Raw genomic sequence first — 15,791 nt, forward strand, 5'->3', positions numbered from 1 at the left:
GCGGTGGGTCGGAGATTCGGGGCCGGTTGTCCGACTTTACGCGTCGGCGTCCTCGCGCGCCGGGTCACTCCCGATAGAGCGCCGTCGGAGTCGAGGCGGCGCCGCCACGTCGGTCTTCAGACACCCCGGCGTTGTCGATGATGGCACGGGCGGGTGCAGGCCAATTCTGGTCTGAGACGACCGTGTTACCGGAGTAGCTGTCGTTGCGACCAGCCGGATCTGAATTGTTGCTGTCGGTGTTCGAGTAGTTGCCATCCGTGACCATGTCGCCGTTGAGCGGGCTGTTGGCATAGTTGGCGTGCCACCACCGCCCACCGGTTGTCGTTACGACGTTGTTCGTTGTGTGGATGAAGCGAGTCCCCTCGTCGAAGTACATTCCGAAGTTCGTGGATCCGGCGAAATAGTTGTCCCGGATGACAGTGCCGGGCGACGCGCCGAGGTTGTAGAAGGGCGCACCATCCGTGTGAAGCTTGAGCACGTCGTGGACGTAGTTCCCCTCGATCGTGAGGTTCTTCATCGTGGTGCGGGTGCTGTACAGCGGATAGTAGTTGTACGTTCCTCGTCTCTCGTACTCGGGGCTGCCACCAGCATCGGGGATCCCCCACCCGTATCCGACAGCGATGCCGGAGTAGGGCAGATTGAAGATCTCGTTGTGCGAGATGGTCGAGTCCGCCACATATGTCATGAGCACGCCGACGTTGTCGGTGTAGTAACGGGCGACGTCGTGTATTACGTTGTTCGTCACATTGATGTTGGAGACGAGCATGCGAGGGTCGCTCGGGTGGTGCGCGTCGGGCAGGTATCCGCCCGCGGTCACAGCCGACCCGGCTATCTGGGAGAACACCGACCTCGTGACCGTGATGTTACGGGCCGCCAGGCCGATCCCCGAGGCTGTGGCGTTCGCGTCGTTGCCGATTCCGACAGCGTTGGCGCCGAAGTTCGTGAAGGTGCTGTCAGTGAAGCTGATGTCGTGTGCCGCCGACACCTGGATACCCGCAGGGACCCCTGATACTTTGCCGCGGGTCGATTCGAAGTTCGACTGGTCGATCCCATCGAGGCTTGTCAGGTAAGAACTCGTCTGCTGGTCAGCGAAGCCGGTTGTGGTCGGTGCGTTCCACGTTGTTCCACTGAAGTCGAGGTTCGAGAACGTCAGGTCATGCACTGGTGCGTCAAGCGTGCCGGCGACATTGATCAGGGATTCGACTGTGGGCAGCTCGACATCGACTCGGTCCATGCTCTGGCCGGCGAGAGGCTTGTAGTAGAGGGTTCCTGCTTTCTGGTCGAGGAACCACTCTCCCGGCTGGTCGAGCAGGGCGAGCGCATTCTCGACAACGAGTGGCCCATCGTGGAATGGGCTGTTGAGCGTGTCCCAGCCCCAGGTGTTGAGCTTCCAGGCGGGCTGCTGCATAGTGAGGACGTCGCCGTCGACCCCATCGACGGGGCTGAATCGGCTCGTCCACGCGCCGGCGCCCTCGATCTCGGCATTCGCGACGCCTGGCATGGTGAGCAGCCACGCCGCGGATCCCGTCGGCTTGTACCCGGAATCCGTCGCCGACATGTCGGCGCGGTTGAGCTCAGTCCTCGCGCGTTGAGCGAGTACGCCGTCGACGTAAAGCTGACGCGTCTGAGTTCCGCGCGGTACCAACGCCTCGTAGATTCCGTTGCCGACGCTACTCAGTTTCCACTTCTTGACGCTACTCGAGCCAAGGATGCGGGCCGTGCCCTCGTCCGGTCCCTGCCACGTGACGGTATGCCCATTCACGCCCGAGTCCTGGGCGCCGAAGGTCAGTGGCTTCGACAGCCGGTAGTCTCCGGCCGCGAGTTTCACGACGACGTCGGCTCTTCCTGCGGTTGCGAGTTCTCGTGCTCGCTTCTGCGCTTCCTCCAGAGACTGAACGGCACGCCGCTTTGTACTTCCATCGTTTCGATCGGTCCCTCTTCGAGCATCGACGAAGACCATCGACACCGAAGGCGCCGCCGCCATTGCCGTTAGTCCCACAACTCGGCGAGACGCCCGATCGCGGCCAGATGATCCTCGATTCCGCCGCTCTCGTGCCCGTTGTAACGCCACGTGGTGATCGACTTGGGGCCCCGGTAGGCGTTGTGGGCGGCGAACACCGTCGATGGCGGGCAGACCGAGTCCATCAGCCCGGCAGTGAAGTGGATCGGTGCTCGGGAACGGCGTGCGAAATTGACGCCGTCGAGGTAGGAGAGCGTGTGCAGCACGGTGGCTTCGCTGCTGCGGTGGAAGGCGAGATAGCGAGCGATCTCTCGATAGGGCTCCTCGTCGGTCAGAGTAATCGCGCGGGCGACATCGCACATGAACGGGACGAACGAGAACGCCGCACCGACCCGAGGGTTAAGAGATGCAGCTGCCAAGGCGAAGTAGCCGCCCTGGCTGCCGCCCAGTGTCGCGATGCGGTCCGAATCGACGACCGTCAATTCGGCTGCAGCGTCCACCGCTCGCACCGCATCCACGACGACTCTCCGGTAATACGCGGTCTCGGGGCTTTCTATCCCTCTGGTAGTGAACCCGGGTGCGGCCGGGCCCGAGCCGTGGGGGTCGGCAGTCACTCCCGGGCTCCACACCGAACCCTGTCCTCGCGTGTCCATGACGAGGTGGGCGAAGCCGGCTGACGCCCAGAAAAGGTCGTCTTCGGCAAAGCCTCGTCCTGCCCCGTATCCGACGTACTGGACGACAGTCGGCAAGGGTCCCTCTGCGTTGGCGGGCGTTCTGAGCCAGCCGTGCACAGTATCCCCGCCGAAGCCTCGAAAACTGACCGCCTGCACTCGGATGGTACGAAGCGGAGAGGGATGGAGACTCAGCCGAATGTCGATCGGATGTTGCCGCGCCTGCTCCAGACTGTCCTCCCAGAACGCGTCGAAGTCATCAGGCAGCTTCACGTCGCTTCGGACGTCAGGCAGATCAGCTTCAGCAATGTCGGTATACATCGGGAGGACTTTTCACCTTCATGGGTTGGAACGGCCGGCACTAGGCAGGTGGGATCAGATAGATCCCGTTGGTTTCAGCCACGCGTCTGATGGTCAGGCGTTCAAGGGTGAGTTCGTTGGGCTGGTGAAACACCAGGAAGCGTTCACTACGTGTGGTGAGCAGCATTGCGTGTCCGCCGTCAGACCCGACGAGGGGCTGAGGTTGGTGCACCCATGGTCCAGTGATGAGACCTGTGGAGCTGCGCGCCACGCCGACGGAGTAGCCTCCTTCGCCGCCGCTCGACCAGAGGAGTGCGAGCCCCGCGTCGTCGCGCACCACGAAGGGACCATCGGTGATGAACGCGATGTCGTCGTAACCCGTTTCGTCATTGCGAAAGGGTCGTGTCCAGGGCGCGTGGGAGGCAGCGAAGAGGAGGATCGGAGCGCCTGTCGAGGTGCGCAAGTCGTCACTGAGACGCTGCGCGTAGATCGCGCCCTCCCCGGCCTGCAGCCATTCGTGGCAGAAGATGAGCCATGGAGCGCCGGACTTGTCCACGAAGAGTGTGCCGTCAAGACACATCCACTCCGGTGGGGTGACGGGTCCGTCGCTCCACGGTTGGAACAGTCCATCCGGATCGGTTGCCGTCAATACCTGGGTGCCGCGACGGCCCGCGCCGTCGGCGAAGGTCGCGAACATCCACCATCCGCCGTTGTACTGATGAACCTCCGGCGCCCAGAATTGGGTTTCACCCCAGAATCCGGGACCAGGGCGAAAGGCGGGAAATGGTCCCCTCCACCGCTCGAGATCATCGCTCTCGTACCGGTCGAACCCGACTCCCGGTCCCTGCCAGGGGCTCGGATCTGTCGTTCCGAAGAGCATGTAGCGGTCGTCGTGCTCCACGATGTACGGGTCACGGATGCGCAACTCGGTTCGATCGAGAATCTGGTGGCCTGGGGAGGTGGAGTGGAGTGTGCTTGCCTGTTTTGAGTTGTTGTTCGCCATTGTTACGACTTCACGGCACCCATTGTGAGCCCGCTCACGACGTGCCGCTGCAAGAAGGCGAACACGATCAGGAGCGGCGCGACGCCGAGCAATGCGGCGGGGAAGAGCAGACTCGGGTCCACGCTGTGGGTGCCAACGAGGGAGTAGGCGTTCACCATTACCGTCTTCAACGCCGGATCCTGTACGAAGACCAGCGGCACGAACAGGTCATTCCAGACGCTCAGGGTCAGGAACGTGGCGAGGGTCGCAGTGACCGGCCGAAGGAGCGGGAACAGCACGACAATGAATGTGCGAATCGGTCCCGATCCGTCGATCGCCGCGGCTTCCTCGAGCTCGATCGGGATCTGGCGGAAGAACGACGTGTAGAAGAAGATTGCGACCGGAAGGTTGATGGCCGTGTAGGTGAGAATGATTCCTGCGTAGCTGTTCAACAGGCCGGCGTCTCGGAGCAGGATGTACAGCGGCGCGATCAACACGAAGATCGGCACGGTCGAACCGCCGATGAAGATGCGGTATACCCACGTCGCCCAGGACCGGGTTATCCGCGCAAGCGGGTACGCGGCAAGTGATCCGAGAACGATGGTGCAGATCAGCGCGCCGGCCAAGACGACGGTCGAACTGATCATCCCCTGCGTGTAGTTCATCTTCGAATAGGCGTTCGTGAGGTTATCGATCGTCAGGCTCGCCGGCCAGCCGAGCGGATCTTTGATCACGTCCGAAGCGGGGCGCAGAGACGTCACAACCGTGTAGGCGAACGGCACGATTATCAGGAGGACGGCGATGCTCAGTATCACGTCGCCGATCAGCGCTGCTGGTCCGCGTCGTGGTCGTCGCCGGCCAACTCGACGTTCCTCGCGGGACGCCGTCTGGGTTGTCTGGATTGTGGTGAGCACCATTTTAGATTCGCTCCTCGCGACGTCGAAGAAGGGATTGGGTGACTCCGGCAAAGAGCACGACGACGACGAGAAGGACGACGGCGATGCTCGCACCGTAGGCGAAGCTTCCCAGTCCTCCGAAGATCTTGTTGAAGATCAGCATGGTCAGGGTCGTGGATGAGCCGGCCGGCCCGCCGTTCGTCATCACAAAGGGGAGTTCGAAGACCTTGAGGGACCCGATCAGCGAAAGGGTGACAGCCACCGTGGTGGCTGGGGCGAGAAGCGGCCACTCGATGGAGACGAATCGTCGCCAGCCTGATGCTCCATCAACGTTCGACGCGTCGATGAGTTCGGCCGGAAGGTTCATGTAGCCGGCCAAGAAGATGGCGGCCGAATAGCCAGCGAACATCCAGACGTTGACCAGCGCGATCGCCCAGAGCGCCGTCGAGGGATCACCGAGCCACACGTGCGTGAGCGAGCCCAAACCGAGCGATTTCAAGAGGGAGTTGATCGCTCCGTCTGGCGCGAGAAGAGAGTTCCAGACGAACGCGGCCATGACGGCCGACATCAGAGTGGGAACGAGAATGAGCGTGCTGCCCAGTTGGCGGATGCGGGGGCGCATGTACAGAGCCCGGGCAAGGGCAAGACCGATCGCATTCTGTGCGATGACCACGACGGCCGCGTACGCAATCGTGACACCCAGTGCTCGCATCACGTCGCTGTCGCTCGCAAGTGCGACGTAGTTCGCCGCGCCGACGAAGTCGCCGGCATTGCCGATCTTGCTGTCCGTGGTGCTCAAGATGAGCCCCTGCACCAGCGGGTAGACAATGATGGCGAGGAACATGGCCACGGCCGGGGCCATGAAGGCTATGGAGACGAGTGGTCTGCGGTGGATCATCAGATTTCCTTCAATTGAACGGAACGGCGGGGGCCGAGCTGGGGGCCACTCGGTCCCCGCCGCGTGTGCTCACTTCGCGAGCTTGAGCTTCTCGTCGAGGTTCTTGACCGTCTGATCGATGCTCTGCTGACCGAGCCAGAGGGCCTGGACCTGCTGTTGCAGGGTCGTCTCGCCCGCGGCACTGAGCCACGTGTTGGACGGAAGGATGCGGTACCGTCCGGCGTTGACGGCCGCAACGAACGTCTTGGTCGCGGCTCCCGACGGGCTCTCCCCCTTGGTGAACGGGGATACGGCGCTTTCGGCCTGCAGATAGAGCGAGGCATTCTTGTTCTCAGACCAGAACGAGACGTACTTCTCGGCCGCAGTCTTGACCTTCGACTTGGCGTTGACACTGAGCATCGTCCCGACGAACAGGTTCGCCTTCGAGTTGTCCTTGTCGGTGGCCGGCCACGGGATGAACGAGTCGTCCAGTCCAGCCTTGGTGAAGGCCGACTGGTTCCACGCGCCCTGCACGTAGAACGCGCTCTTGCCCGCCTGGAAGTCCGAGATGCCGGTGCTCCACTCATCAACGCCGAGTTCGCTCTTGTAGTCGACGAACCCCTTCGACTGCAGGTCCATCAGTTGCTGCAGCGACGACTTCCACGTCGAGAACGATGCCTTGCCCTTGACGAAGTCGGCGTCGAACGTGGGGTGGTCGGTATACACGAGGGTGGCGGCAATGGCGTTGGACACCGCGTCTCCCGTCCACCCGCCCTTGTTGGGCAGAGACAGCGGAGTGATTCCGGCGTCCTTCGCCTTCTGAAGATCTGTCAGGAACTCGGGCCAGGTCGCCGGAGTCCCGGTGACGCCCGCCTTCTGAAGCAGGGTGTTGTTGGCGAACAGCGAGATGCCGATCACCTCCATCGGCATCGCATAGGTCTTGCCCTTGCTCTCGATGAAGGGTGCGAGCTCTTTGCGCACGCCGCTCACCCAGGGCTGCCCCGTCAGGTCCTCGAGGTATCCCGACGATCCCCAGTCCTGAACCTTGGCCGAGTCGGTCATGACGACGTCGGCGGCGTTTCCGGCAAGAAGCTCGGACTGCACCCGCTGGGGATATGCGGAGGAGGGGATGAAGGAGTACTTGAGCGTGATGTCGGGATTGGCCTTCTCGAACGCGGCGTTGATCTGCTTCACGTTCGCCGGCTCGGCGTCTCCACCCTTCCAGCCGTAGACCGTAAGGACCGTCTTGTGGTCGGCGCCGCTGGCGCCGGCCTGCGCGCAGCCCGCGAGAAGAAGCGTGCCAACCGCGAGCATCGCGATGGAAACGACGCGTCCATGGCTACGTCTAGTGCTGTTCGCAGGATCCACGTCCCTGCGAACTTTTCGGGTGCTGTGCTTCATGATGTGCTCTCCATTGAGAATTTGTAGCGCTCCAAACGGCGCACCTAAAGAGTGCGCCACCCCTGGCGGGTTTGTCAAGTCAGCGGTGCGAAGCGGTCGATTCGCGCGCCATGAGGCGGAAGGGAACGCTGAGTTGTTCCGGTGTCGAATCGGGATCGGAGAGCTGCTTGGCGAGCAGCCGGACGGCCTCACGCGCCATCCACTCCTTGTCGATGAACATCGTCGACAGCGTGGGTGAGGCAAACCGGCCGTCTTCAATGTCATCGATACCGATCACAGCGACATCCTCCGGGACCTTCAGCCCGCGACGCCGAAGCGCCGACATCGCCCCGAGCGCGAGCAGGTCGTTCGCGCAGAAGACCCCATCGAACACGACGCCCGCGTCGAGGAGTTCGTCGACGGCGCGAGCCCCGTCTTCACGAGTCCAATCTCGAACCGCCCCAACAGGCCCGGCTTCGCGAAGGCCGGCCTCGTCCAACGCCTGATGGAATCCAGCTTCGCGCTCAGACACGACGAACGGGTCACCGAAGGTCTTGTCGCCGATCATCACGAGTCGCGAACGGCCCTGATCCAACAGGTGCTTGGTGGCAGCATGCGATATCGCCACCGAGTCGATACCGACGCGATCGACAGAGGACAGCTTCGACCGCTCACCCAACAGCACGAGCGGAGCCCGACCGCGCCTCTCCTCGATCTCTTCGTCCTCGATCACGGACGGGCTGAAGATGAGACCATCCGCGGAGCCCAGATTCCACGAGTCCGCAGCCTCTCGTTCACGCTCCAAGAGGTTATCGGTCTGCTGAACGATCAGGCGCATCCCCACGTCGCCTGCTGCGGCAACCGCGGCCCGCGCCAACTCGGCAAAATAGGGCTGCGCGAAATTGGGAATCGCAAGGCTCACGAGCCCCGTCCGCCCCGAAACGAGATTCTGACCAATGGCTTGCGGCCGATAGCCGAGTTTGTCGATTGCCGCGTTGACGCGCAGACGCATCGACTCCCGAACGTGAGGGTGGTTGCGGATCACGTTCGAAACGCTGCTCTTGGAGACCTTCGCCTCGGCGGCGACGTCTTCGAGTGTTACTTGCCGACCCATTCCCCGTCCTTAGATCGTTACTCCGTCGCGCCTCAGGGTCCTTCGGCCAGAGGCTCATTTGGAGCGTACCAAAGACTGCACTCGGGTAGGGCACACGCGCGGGATGTGGCTGTGTCGGTGAGTTTTCGACGCAGCCACATCCCGCGGTGATGACTAGCCCACGGCAGTCAGTGCCAGGTCATCGCACGCTCCCGCCCCCGATCCGGCGTTCTTATAGCAATAGACGGTCGCTTGCGTGCTGGCGGTGCCCGTGGTGAACACCAACGCGGCAGGTGCGTATGTCGCCCCGGTCACCGCATGGAACGACTCAGCGGCGCCGAACGCCTTGACGCCGAGAGCGATCTGCTCCCCCGATACGGCGTGCAGCCACCCCGTGAGAACGTATGTGGTTCCCGGCTGGAGTCCGCTGATCGTCTGCTGCACCCCGCTGTTCGCCACTCCCGTCGCGAGCCCGAACGACCCGCTGTGGGCAGCCGACGCCGTAACGCTGACGGCGACCGAAGACGACAGACCCCAGGGTGCGAGCGATCCGGTCTCGAACCCTCCGTTCGCCACGAGGCTTGCAGGGTTGGACAACCTGACGATGCTGAAGTCATCACAGAAGCCCGGGCCCGAGCCGGTGTTCTTGTAGCAGTAGATCGTCGCGTTCGTACTGGTTGGTCCCGTGGTGAACGGGACGGTATTGAGTGCCCACCCTGAGTCGGTCGATTTGCTGTAGGTTTCCGCTCCACCGTAGTTCTTCACTCCGATGGCCAGCTGCTCGCCGACGACCCCGACCTTGACCCACGCCGACATGAGGTACGTGGTCGACGGGGTCAGGCCGCTCACGACGTTCTCGGCTCCGCTGTTCGAGTTTCCCGTCTGCAGTGCGGAGCTGCCATTGAACGACGTGCTCGTGGTGAGCGACGACCCTGGTCCACTGAGGGTCCATGGCGTCAGAGCCCCAGAATCGAAGCTGCCATTTCGAACGAGATTCGTGTTGGCCTTCTCGTACGCACCGATACTCGGAACGGCCGCGATCGGGTTGCCGGCGATATCGCGCCCTCCGTTGGAGGGGATCGCGACACCGGTGCCCGAGGCGGGCGACGATTCGCGGGGCTGATAGGCCGCCATCCCGCCGGACGCTTGGGTCGCGGATTGCAGGGGACCGACCAACTGAGGTGACAGGTAGACGGTGCCGGTCGTCGGCTCGTTGCTGTTGCGCGGCCCATACAGGAGGTTGTTGGCGAACACGGAACCCGTCGTTTGCAGATAACCCTTGCTTCCGAAGTTCAGCACGAGGTTGTTCCGGAACTGGTATGAGCCGGGCTGCGTGTTGCCGCTCCGCGTTCCGACCACCGAGGTGCCCTGTCCGGACGGGATGTAGATCGTGTTGTTGTAGATGTCCGGAAGGGGCGCGGCCGCGCCGGGCTGATTGGGGATGGCCCCAGGAAAGTCGAACACATTGTGCGCTCGGTTGAAGTTGCTGGCGATCGGGCAGCCGGCCGTATTCGTATCATTTTCGCTCACGTTGTACCGGACGACGGTCCCATCGCTCGCCAGCGCAGACCGGGGCTCTTGGGTCAGCCCGAGATCTTCGGCATCATCATCAGGAAGCCGCCGGAGTTGTTGCGCGAGTAGTTGTATTGGATCGTCGAGTTGTGGTTTCCCCAGTCGACGTCGAAGGCCATGCCGTCCTGCTGATTGATCGTGCAGGCCACCGTGTTGTTCTGGATCGTCGTGTCGTCGCTGCCAGCCATCCAGATCGAGGCTGATGCCCCGTTGCAGACGTCGCCGGAGGGCGGACACCCGGTCGCCGATTTGGACCCGCCGTACGCCGCGTCATTGCCGTCGATGAGCGCGCCATCGCCGTGGACGACCAGGATGTCGTCACCGCCCGAGTACCGGATGTTGTTGTTGAGGATCCGGACGTTGGTGCTCTGACCGACCGCGTCCCCATTGCCGTCAGGCGTGACGGCCACCGCGAGGCGGTCGACGTGATCGAAGGTGTTGTTGGCGATCAGGATGTCGTTCCACGTCGAAATGGGCGTGGTGTGATCGGTTTGAATGCCGACTCCCGCGTTCGTGGAGTACCAGCCGCCCGACCACCCGGAGATGTTGCGGATGGTCATGTCGGTGATGGAGATGTGGGAGAGGGTGCTTCCCGAGGAGTTCTCGACCAGGACCCCGGTCCTGTACGCGGGAGACGCCGCGGCGTCCTGCACCTCGAGGCCCGAAAGCTCCCACTGCTGGACGTTCAGGAGATGGATCACCGAGCCCACAACACCGGCGCCGTCGATGATCGGCTTGGCGCCCGTTCCATAGCTGGTGAGAACGGCGGGGCTGCCTGCCGCTCCCGACCCGGACGGCGTCACCTGGCCGACGCATGTCGTTCCCGCTTTGAACAGGACGCGCTCGCCCGGGCCGAACTGGAGGGAGTTCACCGGCGCTAGGGAGTTCCACGGGCTCGCCTGAGTCCCCGAGCCGTTCGCGGCAGCCGAGCAATCGACGTAGTGGTCTAATCCTGCGGCATTCGCCGCCGGGGCGTTGCTCTGCGCCGCCACCGTGAGCAGCGCGGCTGCGAGGAGCGCAAGCATCCCTCGCGAATGTTTCGGAATCTTCAGCATGGAATTTCCATTCTCCTGTGAACGGTGCATACTTGGAGCGCTCCAAGTTTCGTACACTTTTCCTCAGCAGTGCCCATACTGTCAACCCGCCACCCGGGTCGGAGTCTGGTCGGTACCACCTGGATTTCGAGGACGCGAGAAGGATCCACAATGACGTTGCCCCCGATCAACCCGAGCGATCTTCCCGATGAGGTCGACGTTTCTGACAACACGACCGCCCTGGCCGGCGTGAAGCAGGTCATCCAAGCGGGGCCGTACGACGCGACGTGGGAGTCGCTTCAGGGTTATCGGGCCCCCCTCTGGTACCGCGACGGAAAATTCGGCATCTTCCTGCACTGGGGCGTGTTCTCGGTCCCCGCGTTCGAAGACGAGTGGTACTCCCGCAACATGTACCTGCAGGGGGCGAAGCCCTTCGAGCATCACGTCGCCACCTACGGACCGCAGAGCACCTTCGGGTACAAGGACTTCATCCCGAGCTTCACGATGGACACGTTCCAGCCCGATGACTGGGCCGCCCTGTTCAAACAGGCGGGCGCGCAGTTCGTGGTGCCGGTGGCTGAGCATCACGACGGTTTTGCGCTGTACGACACCGACCGTTCGCGGTGGAGTGTGACACAGATGGGCCCGCGCCAGGACGTATTCCGTCAGCTCGGCGACGCGGTGGATCGCGCCTGGATGGTTCTCGGCGCCTCAAGTCATCGCGCAGAGCACTGGTTCTTCATGAACGGAGGTAGCCGGTTCGACTCCGACGTTCGCGATCCCGCCTACGCGGACTTTTATGGGCCGGCCCAGCGTGAGGAGATCGCGCCGAATGAGCGCTTCCTCGAGGACTGGCTGCTGAGATGCGTGGAGATCGTCGACAAGTACCGCCCGCAAATCTTCTACTTCGATTGGTGGATCGAGTCGGCCGCGTTCGAGCCCTATCTGCGACGCTTCGCTGCGTATTACTACAACCGCGCTGCCGAGTGGGGCCGTGAGGTGGTCATTAATTTCAAGTGGAACGCATTCGCGCCGGGGAGCGCTGTCTACGACATCGAACGCGGCGCCATGGGCGGCATCCGCGACGACGTCTGGCAGAACGACACGTCCGTGTCGCGAACATCGTGGAGCTGGGTTGAAGGGCACGTCTACAAGGGCGCGCACGAGCTGATCGCGGAGTTGGCTGACACCGTCTCCAAAAACGGCGTGCTCCTGCTGAATGTCGGGCCGAAGCCAGACGGCACCATCGCAGAAGAGGAACGTCAGCTCCTCACAGCGATCGGGGAGTGGCTGGCTCGAAACGGGGAAGCGATCTATGGCAGTCGACCGTGGATCATTCCCGCGGAGGGTCCGACCGAGGTGTCGGCCGGCTCGTTCATCGACAGCACCTCGCCCGAGTACACCAGCGCCGACATTCGTTTCACGACACGGACCCACGTCACCGGCGACTACGTCTACGCGACACTGCTCGCACAACCCCAGGACGGCATTGCCCGAATCCGATCCTTTGGAAGCGGCGCGGGGCTCCTCACTCGAGCAATCCGGGAGATTCGGGTCCTCGGTTCCGCCGAAGACGTCGCTTGGCAGCGATCCGCCGAGTCGCTTGATGTGACCCTGCCGGCACAATCGCAGACGGCCGCGGGTCCGGTCGTGCGACTCTTCCTCGAAGACGAAGCCCAGCCGCGCCGTCACGACTTCTTCCACGGATAGGACACCGATGCACGGCACAAACGACCAGGACTATCCCGTCTACGGAGGGAAGGGCTATCAGGGGCCGCTCAGCGACGAGGCCAAGGCAGCTGCGGGGTTGGTGGAATGAGCGGCTTCGCCACAATCGACGACCCGAACCGGGCGATCCGAATCATTCAGGTCGGTGCCGGCGGCATGGGGAAAGCGTGGCTCCGAGCTCTCCAGGACGCGCCCGAAATCGAGCTGGTCGGCCTGGTCGACCTTGATCTGGCGGGCGCGAAGGCGGCCGCAAGCGAAGTCGGCTTCTCGAATGTGCCCTGCGCGCGCAGCATCACCGAGCTGTTCGAATCGACCGCTCCCGACGCGGTACTCAATGTGACCGTACCGGCCGCGCACTACTCGGTCGATCGAGAGGCCATGCTTCTGGGGCTCCCCGTTCTCTCGGAGAAGCCGGCCGCCCCGACCGTTGCGGAGGCTCTCTCGCTCGCCGCCATCTCCGAGACCACGGGACAGCTGCTGATGATCAGTCAGTCACGCCGGTACTACCGGACGCTCGCTGCCTACAAGGCGGCACTGACGCGCCTCGGGCATATCGGCATCCTCACTCACCAGTTCTTCAGAGCCCCTCACTTCGGCGGCTTCAGAGAGGAAATGGCTTCACCGCTTCTGGTCGACATGTCCATCCACCCATTCGACGTCGCGCGCTATCTTCTGGACGAGGACCCCATCTCGGTCTATGCAGACTCCTTCAACCCTTCGTGGAGTTGGTTCAGCGGTGATGCCGCAGCCGCGGTCATTTTCGAGTTCGCGTCCGGAACCCGCTTCATCTATCAGGGCAGCTGGGTCAGCCAATCGCTTGAGACGTCGTGGAACGGGGAATGGCGAGCGTCAAGCGAGCAGGGGACGGCTCTGTGGGATGGCGAAAACACCCCCTCCCTCTCAATTGCCGGGGAAGCGGTCGATCTAGGAGAAACCGGCGACGATGGCGAGATGCGCGAGGAGATCGCTGGATCGCTGAGCGAATTCGTCGGCGCCCTCAGGACAGGCGTTGAACCGTCGGGTGAGATTCATCGCAACATCCCATCGCTCGCCATGGTTGAGGCGGCAGTGCTGTCGGCTACCAGGGGCGAGCGTGTCGCGGTCGGCCTGGACGACCAGCGGAGAGGATCGCGACCATGAGTTCCCGGCGGCTCCGCGGCCGACGGCCTCTGGTCTTCTTCGGAGACAGCGTCACCGCTGCCGGCCGCAATCCCCTCGTGGAGGGCGATCTGGGGACTGGTTATGTTCGGGTCATCGCCGAAACGCTCGGCTCGACGACCGGAGCACCTGAAGTGGTGAACCTGGGCATCGGAGGCAATCGAGTCCGAGATCTACGAGCTCGCTGGAACGAAGTCGAGTCCGCACAACCGGGGGTGCTCTCTGTTCTCATCGGCATCAACGATGTCTGGCGTCACTTCGACCAGGGCGAACACACCTCCCCGGAGGCCTTCCGGGAGGACCTCTCCTTCATCATGGAGGCGGCGGTCGCGATAGGTGCCCCTGTCATTCTCCTGGAGCCATTCCTCCTGCCCCTGTTCCCTGAGCAGCTGCACTGGCTGCCCGAGCTTCGCGAGAAGCTCTCGATCGTCAACGATCTCGGCGCAACCTATGGCGCGCCGGTGATTCATCTGCACAAGCTCCTCAACACGGCCGCGAAAAAGGTGCAAGCAAGTGACCTTGCAACGGACGGCATCCATCCGAGCGAACTCGGGCATCGCATCATCGCTCAGGCGTGGCTACTCCTGCCTACTTCGTTTGCGCCAGCAAAAACTCTCTCACCTGCTGAAGCTGCTCGCGGGCCTCGGGTGCCTGCCCCATGAAGAGGCCGTGAGGCGCCGCCTCCCAGACGTGCAGTTCCGTCTTGACACCGGCGTTCACGAGTTTCCGGTGCAGCCGCACTGCATCGGATTGACGCTCCTTCCAGGAGGGGTGGCTATGGGTGTCGCGGCCCCGATCGTCGGCCGACTCTTCGATCGATTCGGTCCCGGGCCCCTCGTCACGCCCGGTGCAGTGCTCCTCAGCCTCTCTCTCTCTCTCTCTCTCTCTCTCTCTCTCTCTCTGGGGTCTGACGATGCTCAATGAACGAACGGATGTGGTCGTGGTCATCGCGATCCACGTCGCGCTGAACATCGGTCTTTGATTCATGCTCACGCCTCTTCTCACGTCAGCCCTCGGGTCGCTCCCCAAGCGGCTCTACTCCGACGGGTCCGCGATCGTGAACACTTTGCAGCAGGTCGGCGGTGCTGCGGGCACTGCCCTGTTCATCAACTCTCATGACCACCGGAACCATCAACGCGACAGCAGCTGGGGTGAACCCCGTCAGTGCCCAGGTTGCCGGCGTGCACACGGCATTCATCTGGGGCGCATTCATCTCTCTTGTCCCGGTCCTTCTCTCGCTCTTCATCAAGCGGCGGCCGGCGCTCGGCGAAAACGCCGCTATGGTCCACTAGCGTTCTTATCTCATTGGATGCGCGAGGCGGCGGACGGACATCACTTCGGATCGAGGGGGTAGGTGGTCTTGTTGAGGATGGTGAATCGGCTGTCGAACGGGATGTGCACCGCGTCGAGCGTGGGGGCATCCCAGCAGAACATGCGGCCGATCGACCTCTCCTTCTGGAGATCGACGATGAGGAAGCTCTCGACGGCCATGACGGACTCCTGCCAGTAGAGGAGGTACAGACCGTCGCCGAGTTCCCAGGCTTCGGCGCGGTCCACGTCGGCGAGTCCAGCCTCTCCGCCCCGCACGCAGTGCCAGACGAAGGTGCCGGCGTCGAGGTAGATGTGCTCGTAGGCCTCGGTGGCGCTGTAGCGGTAGAAGATGCGGAGCCCGACCAGTGCGTCAGTGCGCTGACGCGGTTCGGTCGGCCCTGTGCCGGCCACCCGGCCCGAGGAGAAGTCGGTGGTCGTACGCACCGCGCCGTCACGATCGACGAAGCTGGATCGCGCACGAGTCACGCGACCGTCGGACAGTTCGAGGGCGAGAGAGTCGTTGATGGTAGCGGTCAGCTCGCCGTCGACCAGGTCCAGGTAGAAGATCCCCGGGCGCGCCTCGACCGCTCGATACCGGACGATCCGGCGCTCCTGCCCCGCTTCGGCCACGGCGATCTCGCCCGATGTGAGGAACTCGTATGTCGTCCTCGGTGCATCGTCGTAGAGGACGTCGAGCGTGCGGCCGACAAGCTCACCTGAAGCAGGCAGCCCGGGTTCGCCGAAACCCTGCAGCATCGTCGCGGTGCTCGGCCAGTCGGCCTCCGCAACGAAGTCCTGAATTCGATCTTCTGTGTTCATGGGTAGCTCC

At 63.1% G+C, this 15,791-nt stretch carries 14 protein-coding genes; 4 read left to right on the plus strand and 10 right to left on the minus strand.

The features are described 5' to 3' along the window. Positions 1-64 precede the first annotated feature (64 nt). The 9 genes from AB4079_RS08970 to AB4079_RS09010 form a co-directional block, all read right to left on the minus strand. A complete protein-coding gene (locus tag AB4079_RS08970; RefSeq protein WP_441786947.1) occupies positions 65-1,828 on the minus strand; it encodes a right-handed parallel beta-helix repeat-containing protein in 1,764 nt (587 codons plus the stop codon). A gap of 161 nt (positions 1,829-1,989) precedes the next feature. Next, entirely contained in the window at positions 1,990-2,952 is a 963-nt protein-coding gene (locus tag AB4079_RS08975) for an acetylxylan esterase (protein ID WP_441786948.1), read from the minus strand. Positions 2,953-2,992: 40 nt separating this feature from the next. Next, the gene (locus tag AB4079_RS08980) at positions 2,993-3,934 is read right to left on the minus strand and encodes a glycoside hydrolase family 43 protein (protein WP_441786949.1); all 942 of its coding nucleotides are present in this window, start codon (positions 3,932-3,934) and stop codon (positions 2,993-2,995) included. A gap of 2 nt (positions 3,935-3,936) precedes the next feature. After that, positions 3,937-4,830, minus strand: coding sequence for a carbohydrate ABC transporter permease (locus AB4079_RS08985; RefSeq protein WP_441786950.1), 894 nt, complete (start codon positions 4,828-4,830; stop codon positions 3,937-3,939). A 1-nt stretch (position 4,831) separates the two neighbouring features. Further along, entirely contained in the window at positions 4,832-5,707 is an 876-nt protein-coding gene (locus tag AB4079_RS08990) for a carbohydrate ABC transporter permease (RefSeq protein WP_441786951.1), read from the minus strand. Positions 5,708-5,776: 69 nt separating this feature from the next. After that, complete coding sequence (locus AB4079_RS08995) at positions 5,777-7,054, minus strand: ABC transporter substrate-binding protein (RefSeq protein ID WP_441786952.1); 1,278 nt, start codon at positions 7,052-7,054, stop codon at positions 5,777-5,779. 112 nt (positions 7,055-7,166) lie between these two features. Then, positions 7,167-8,180: a LacI family DNA-binding transcriptional regulator gene (locus AB4079_RS09000; RefSeq protein ID WP_441786953.1), complete on the minus strand. Its 1,014-nt coding sequence runs from the start codon at positions 8,178-8,180 to the stop codon at positions 7,167-7,169. A gap of 153 nt (positions 8,181-8,333) precedes the next feature. After that, a complete protein-coding gene (locus AB4079_RS09005; RefSeq protein WP_441786954.1) occupies positions 8,334-9,689 on the minus strand; it encodes a carbohydrate binding domain-containing protein in 1,356 nt (451 codons plus the stop codon). Between the two features lie 53 nt (positions 9,690-9,742). Beyond that, complete coding sequence (locus tag AB4079_RS09010; protein ID WP_441786955.1) at positions 9,743-10,786, minus strand: hypothetical protein; 1,044 nt, start codon at positions 10,784-10,786, stop codon at positions 9,743-9,745. Positions 10,787-10,936: 150 nt separating this feature from the next. On the opposite strand from AB4079_RS09010, the gene AB4079_RS09015 reads away from it, so the two are divergent. The 4 genes from AB4079_RS09015 to AB4079_RS09030 all read left to right on the plus strand — a co-directional run bounded on the left by AB4079_RS09015 (position 10,937) and on the right by AB4079_RS09030 (position 14,943). Beyond that, a complete protein-coding gene (locus AB4079_RS09015; protein WP_441786956.1) occupies positions 10,937-12,475 on the plus strand; it encodes an alpha-L-fucosidase in 1,539 nt (512 codons plus the stop codon). A 105-nt stretch (positions 12,476-12,580) separates the two neighbouring features. Further along, positions 12,581-13,633, plus strand: a complete 1,053-nt coding sequence (locus AB4079_RS09020) for a Gfo/Idh/MocA family protein (RefSeq protein WP_441786957.1) — start codon at positions 12,581-12,583, stop codon at positions 13,631-13,633. After that, positions 13,630-14,313 carry an SGNH/GDSL hydrolase family protein gene (locus AB4079_RS09025; RefSeq protein ID WP_441786958.1) on the plus strand — a complete coding sequence of 228 codons (684 nt, stop codon included), beginning with the start codon at positions 13,630-13,632 and terminating at the stop codon, positions 14,311-14,313. Before AB4079_RS09020 ends, AB4079_RS09025 begins: the two co-directional genes overlap by 4 nt. Before the next feature lie 453 nt (positions 14,314-14,766). Beyond that, positions 14,767-14,943, plus strand: coding sequence for a hypothetical protein (locus AB4079_RS09030; protein ID WP_441786959.1), 177 nt, complete (start codon positions 14,767-14,769; stop codon positions 14,941-14,943). A 40-nt stretch (positions 14,944-14,983) separates the two neighbouring features. On the opposite strand, the gene AB4079_RS09035 is transcribed toward AB4079_RS09030, so the two are convergent. Continuing rightward, entirely contained in the window at positions 14,984-15,781 is a 798-nt protein-coding gene (locus AB4079_RS09035) for a MoaF C-terminal domain-containing protein (RefSeq protein WP_441786960.1), read from the minus strand. Between the last annotated feature and the right edge of the window lie 10 nt (positions 15,782-15,791).

The sequence above is a fragment of the Leifsonia sp. 2MCAF36 genome, from assembly GCF_052115525.1.
In the GTDB taxonomy this organism is placed as follows: domain Bacteria; phylum Actinomycetota; class Actinomycetes; order Actinomycetales; family Microbacteriaceae; genus Leifsonia.

What these genes read in the sequence shown, in the direction of transcription:
- AB4079_RS08975 (WP_441786948.1), bottom strand. Translation starts at nt 2,952, where the DNA reads ATGTATACCGACATTGCTGAAGCTGATCTGCCTGACGTCCGAAGCGAC.
- AB4079_RS08980 (WP_441786949.1), bottom strand. Translation starts at nt 3,934, where the DNA reads ATGGCGAACAACAACTCAAAACAGGCAAGCACACTCCACTCCACCTCC.
- AB4079_RS08985 (WP_441786950.1), bottom strand. Translation starts at nt 4,830, where the DNA reads ATGGTGCTCACCACAATCCAGACAACCCAGACGGCGTCCCGCGAGGAA.
- AB4079_RS08990 (WP_441786951.1), bottom strand. Translation starts at nt 5,707, where the DNA reads ATGATCCACCGCAGACCACTCGTCTCCATAGCCTTCATGGCCCCGGCC.
- AB4079_RS09000 (WP_441786953.1), bottom strand. Translation starts at nt 8,180, where the DNA reads ATGGGTCGGCAAGTAACACTCGAAGACGTCGCCGCCGAGGCGAAGGTC.
- AB4079_RS09010 (WP_441786955.1), bottom strand. Translation starts at nt 10,786, where the DNA reads ATGCTGAAGATTCCGAAACATTCGCGAGGGATGCTTGCGCTCCTCGCA.
- AB4079_RS09015 (WP_441786956.1), top strand. Translation starts at nt 10,937, where the DNA reads ATGACGTTGCCCCCGATCAACCCGAGCGATCTTCCCGATGAGGTCGAC.
- AB4079_RS09020 (WP_441786957.1), top strand. Translation starts at nt 12,581, where the DNA reads ATGAGCGGCTTCGCCACAATCGACGACCCGAACCGGGCGATCCGAATC.
- AB4079_RS09025 (WP_441786958.1), top strand. Translation starts at nt 13,630, where the DNA reads ATGAGTTCCCGGCGGCTCCGCGGCCGACGGCCTCTGGTCTTCTTCGGA.
- AB4079_RS09030 (WP_441786959.1), top strand. Translation starts at nt 14,767, where the DNA reads ATGACCACCGGAACCATCAACGCGACAGCAGCTGGGGTGAACCCCGTC.
- AB4079_RS09035 (WP_441786960.1), bottom strand. Translation starts at nt 15,781, where the DNA reads ATGAACACAGAAGATCGAATTCAGGACTTCGTTGCGGAGGCCGACTGG.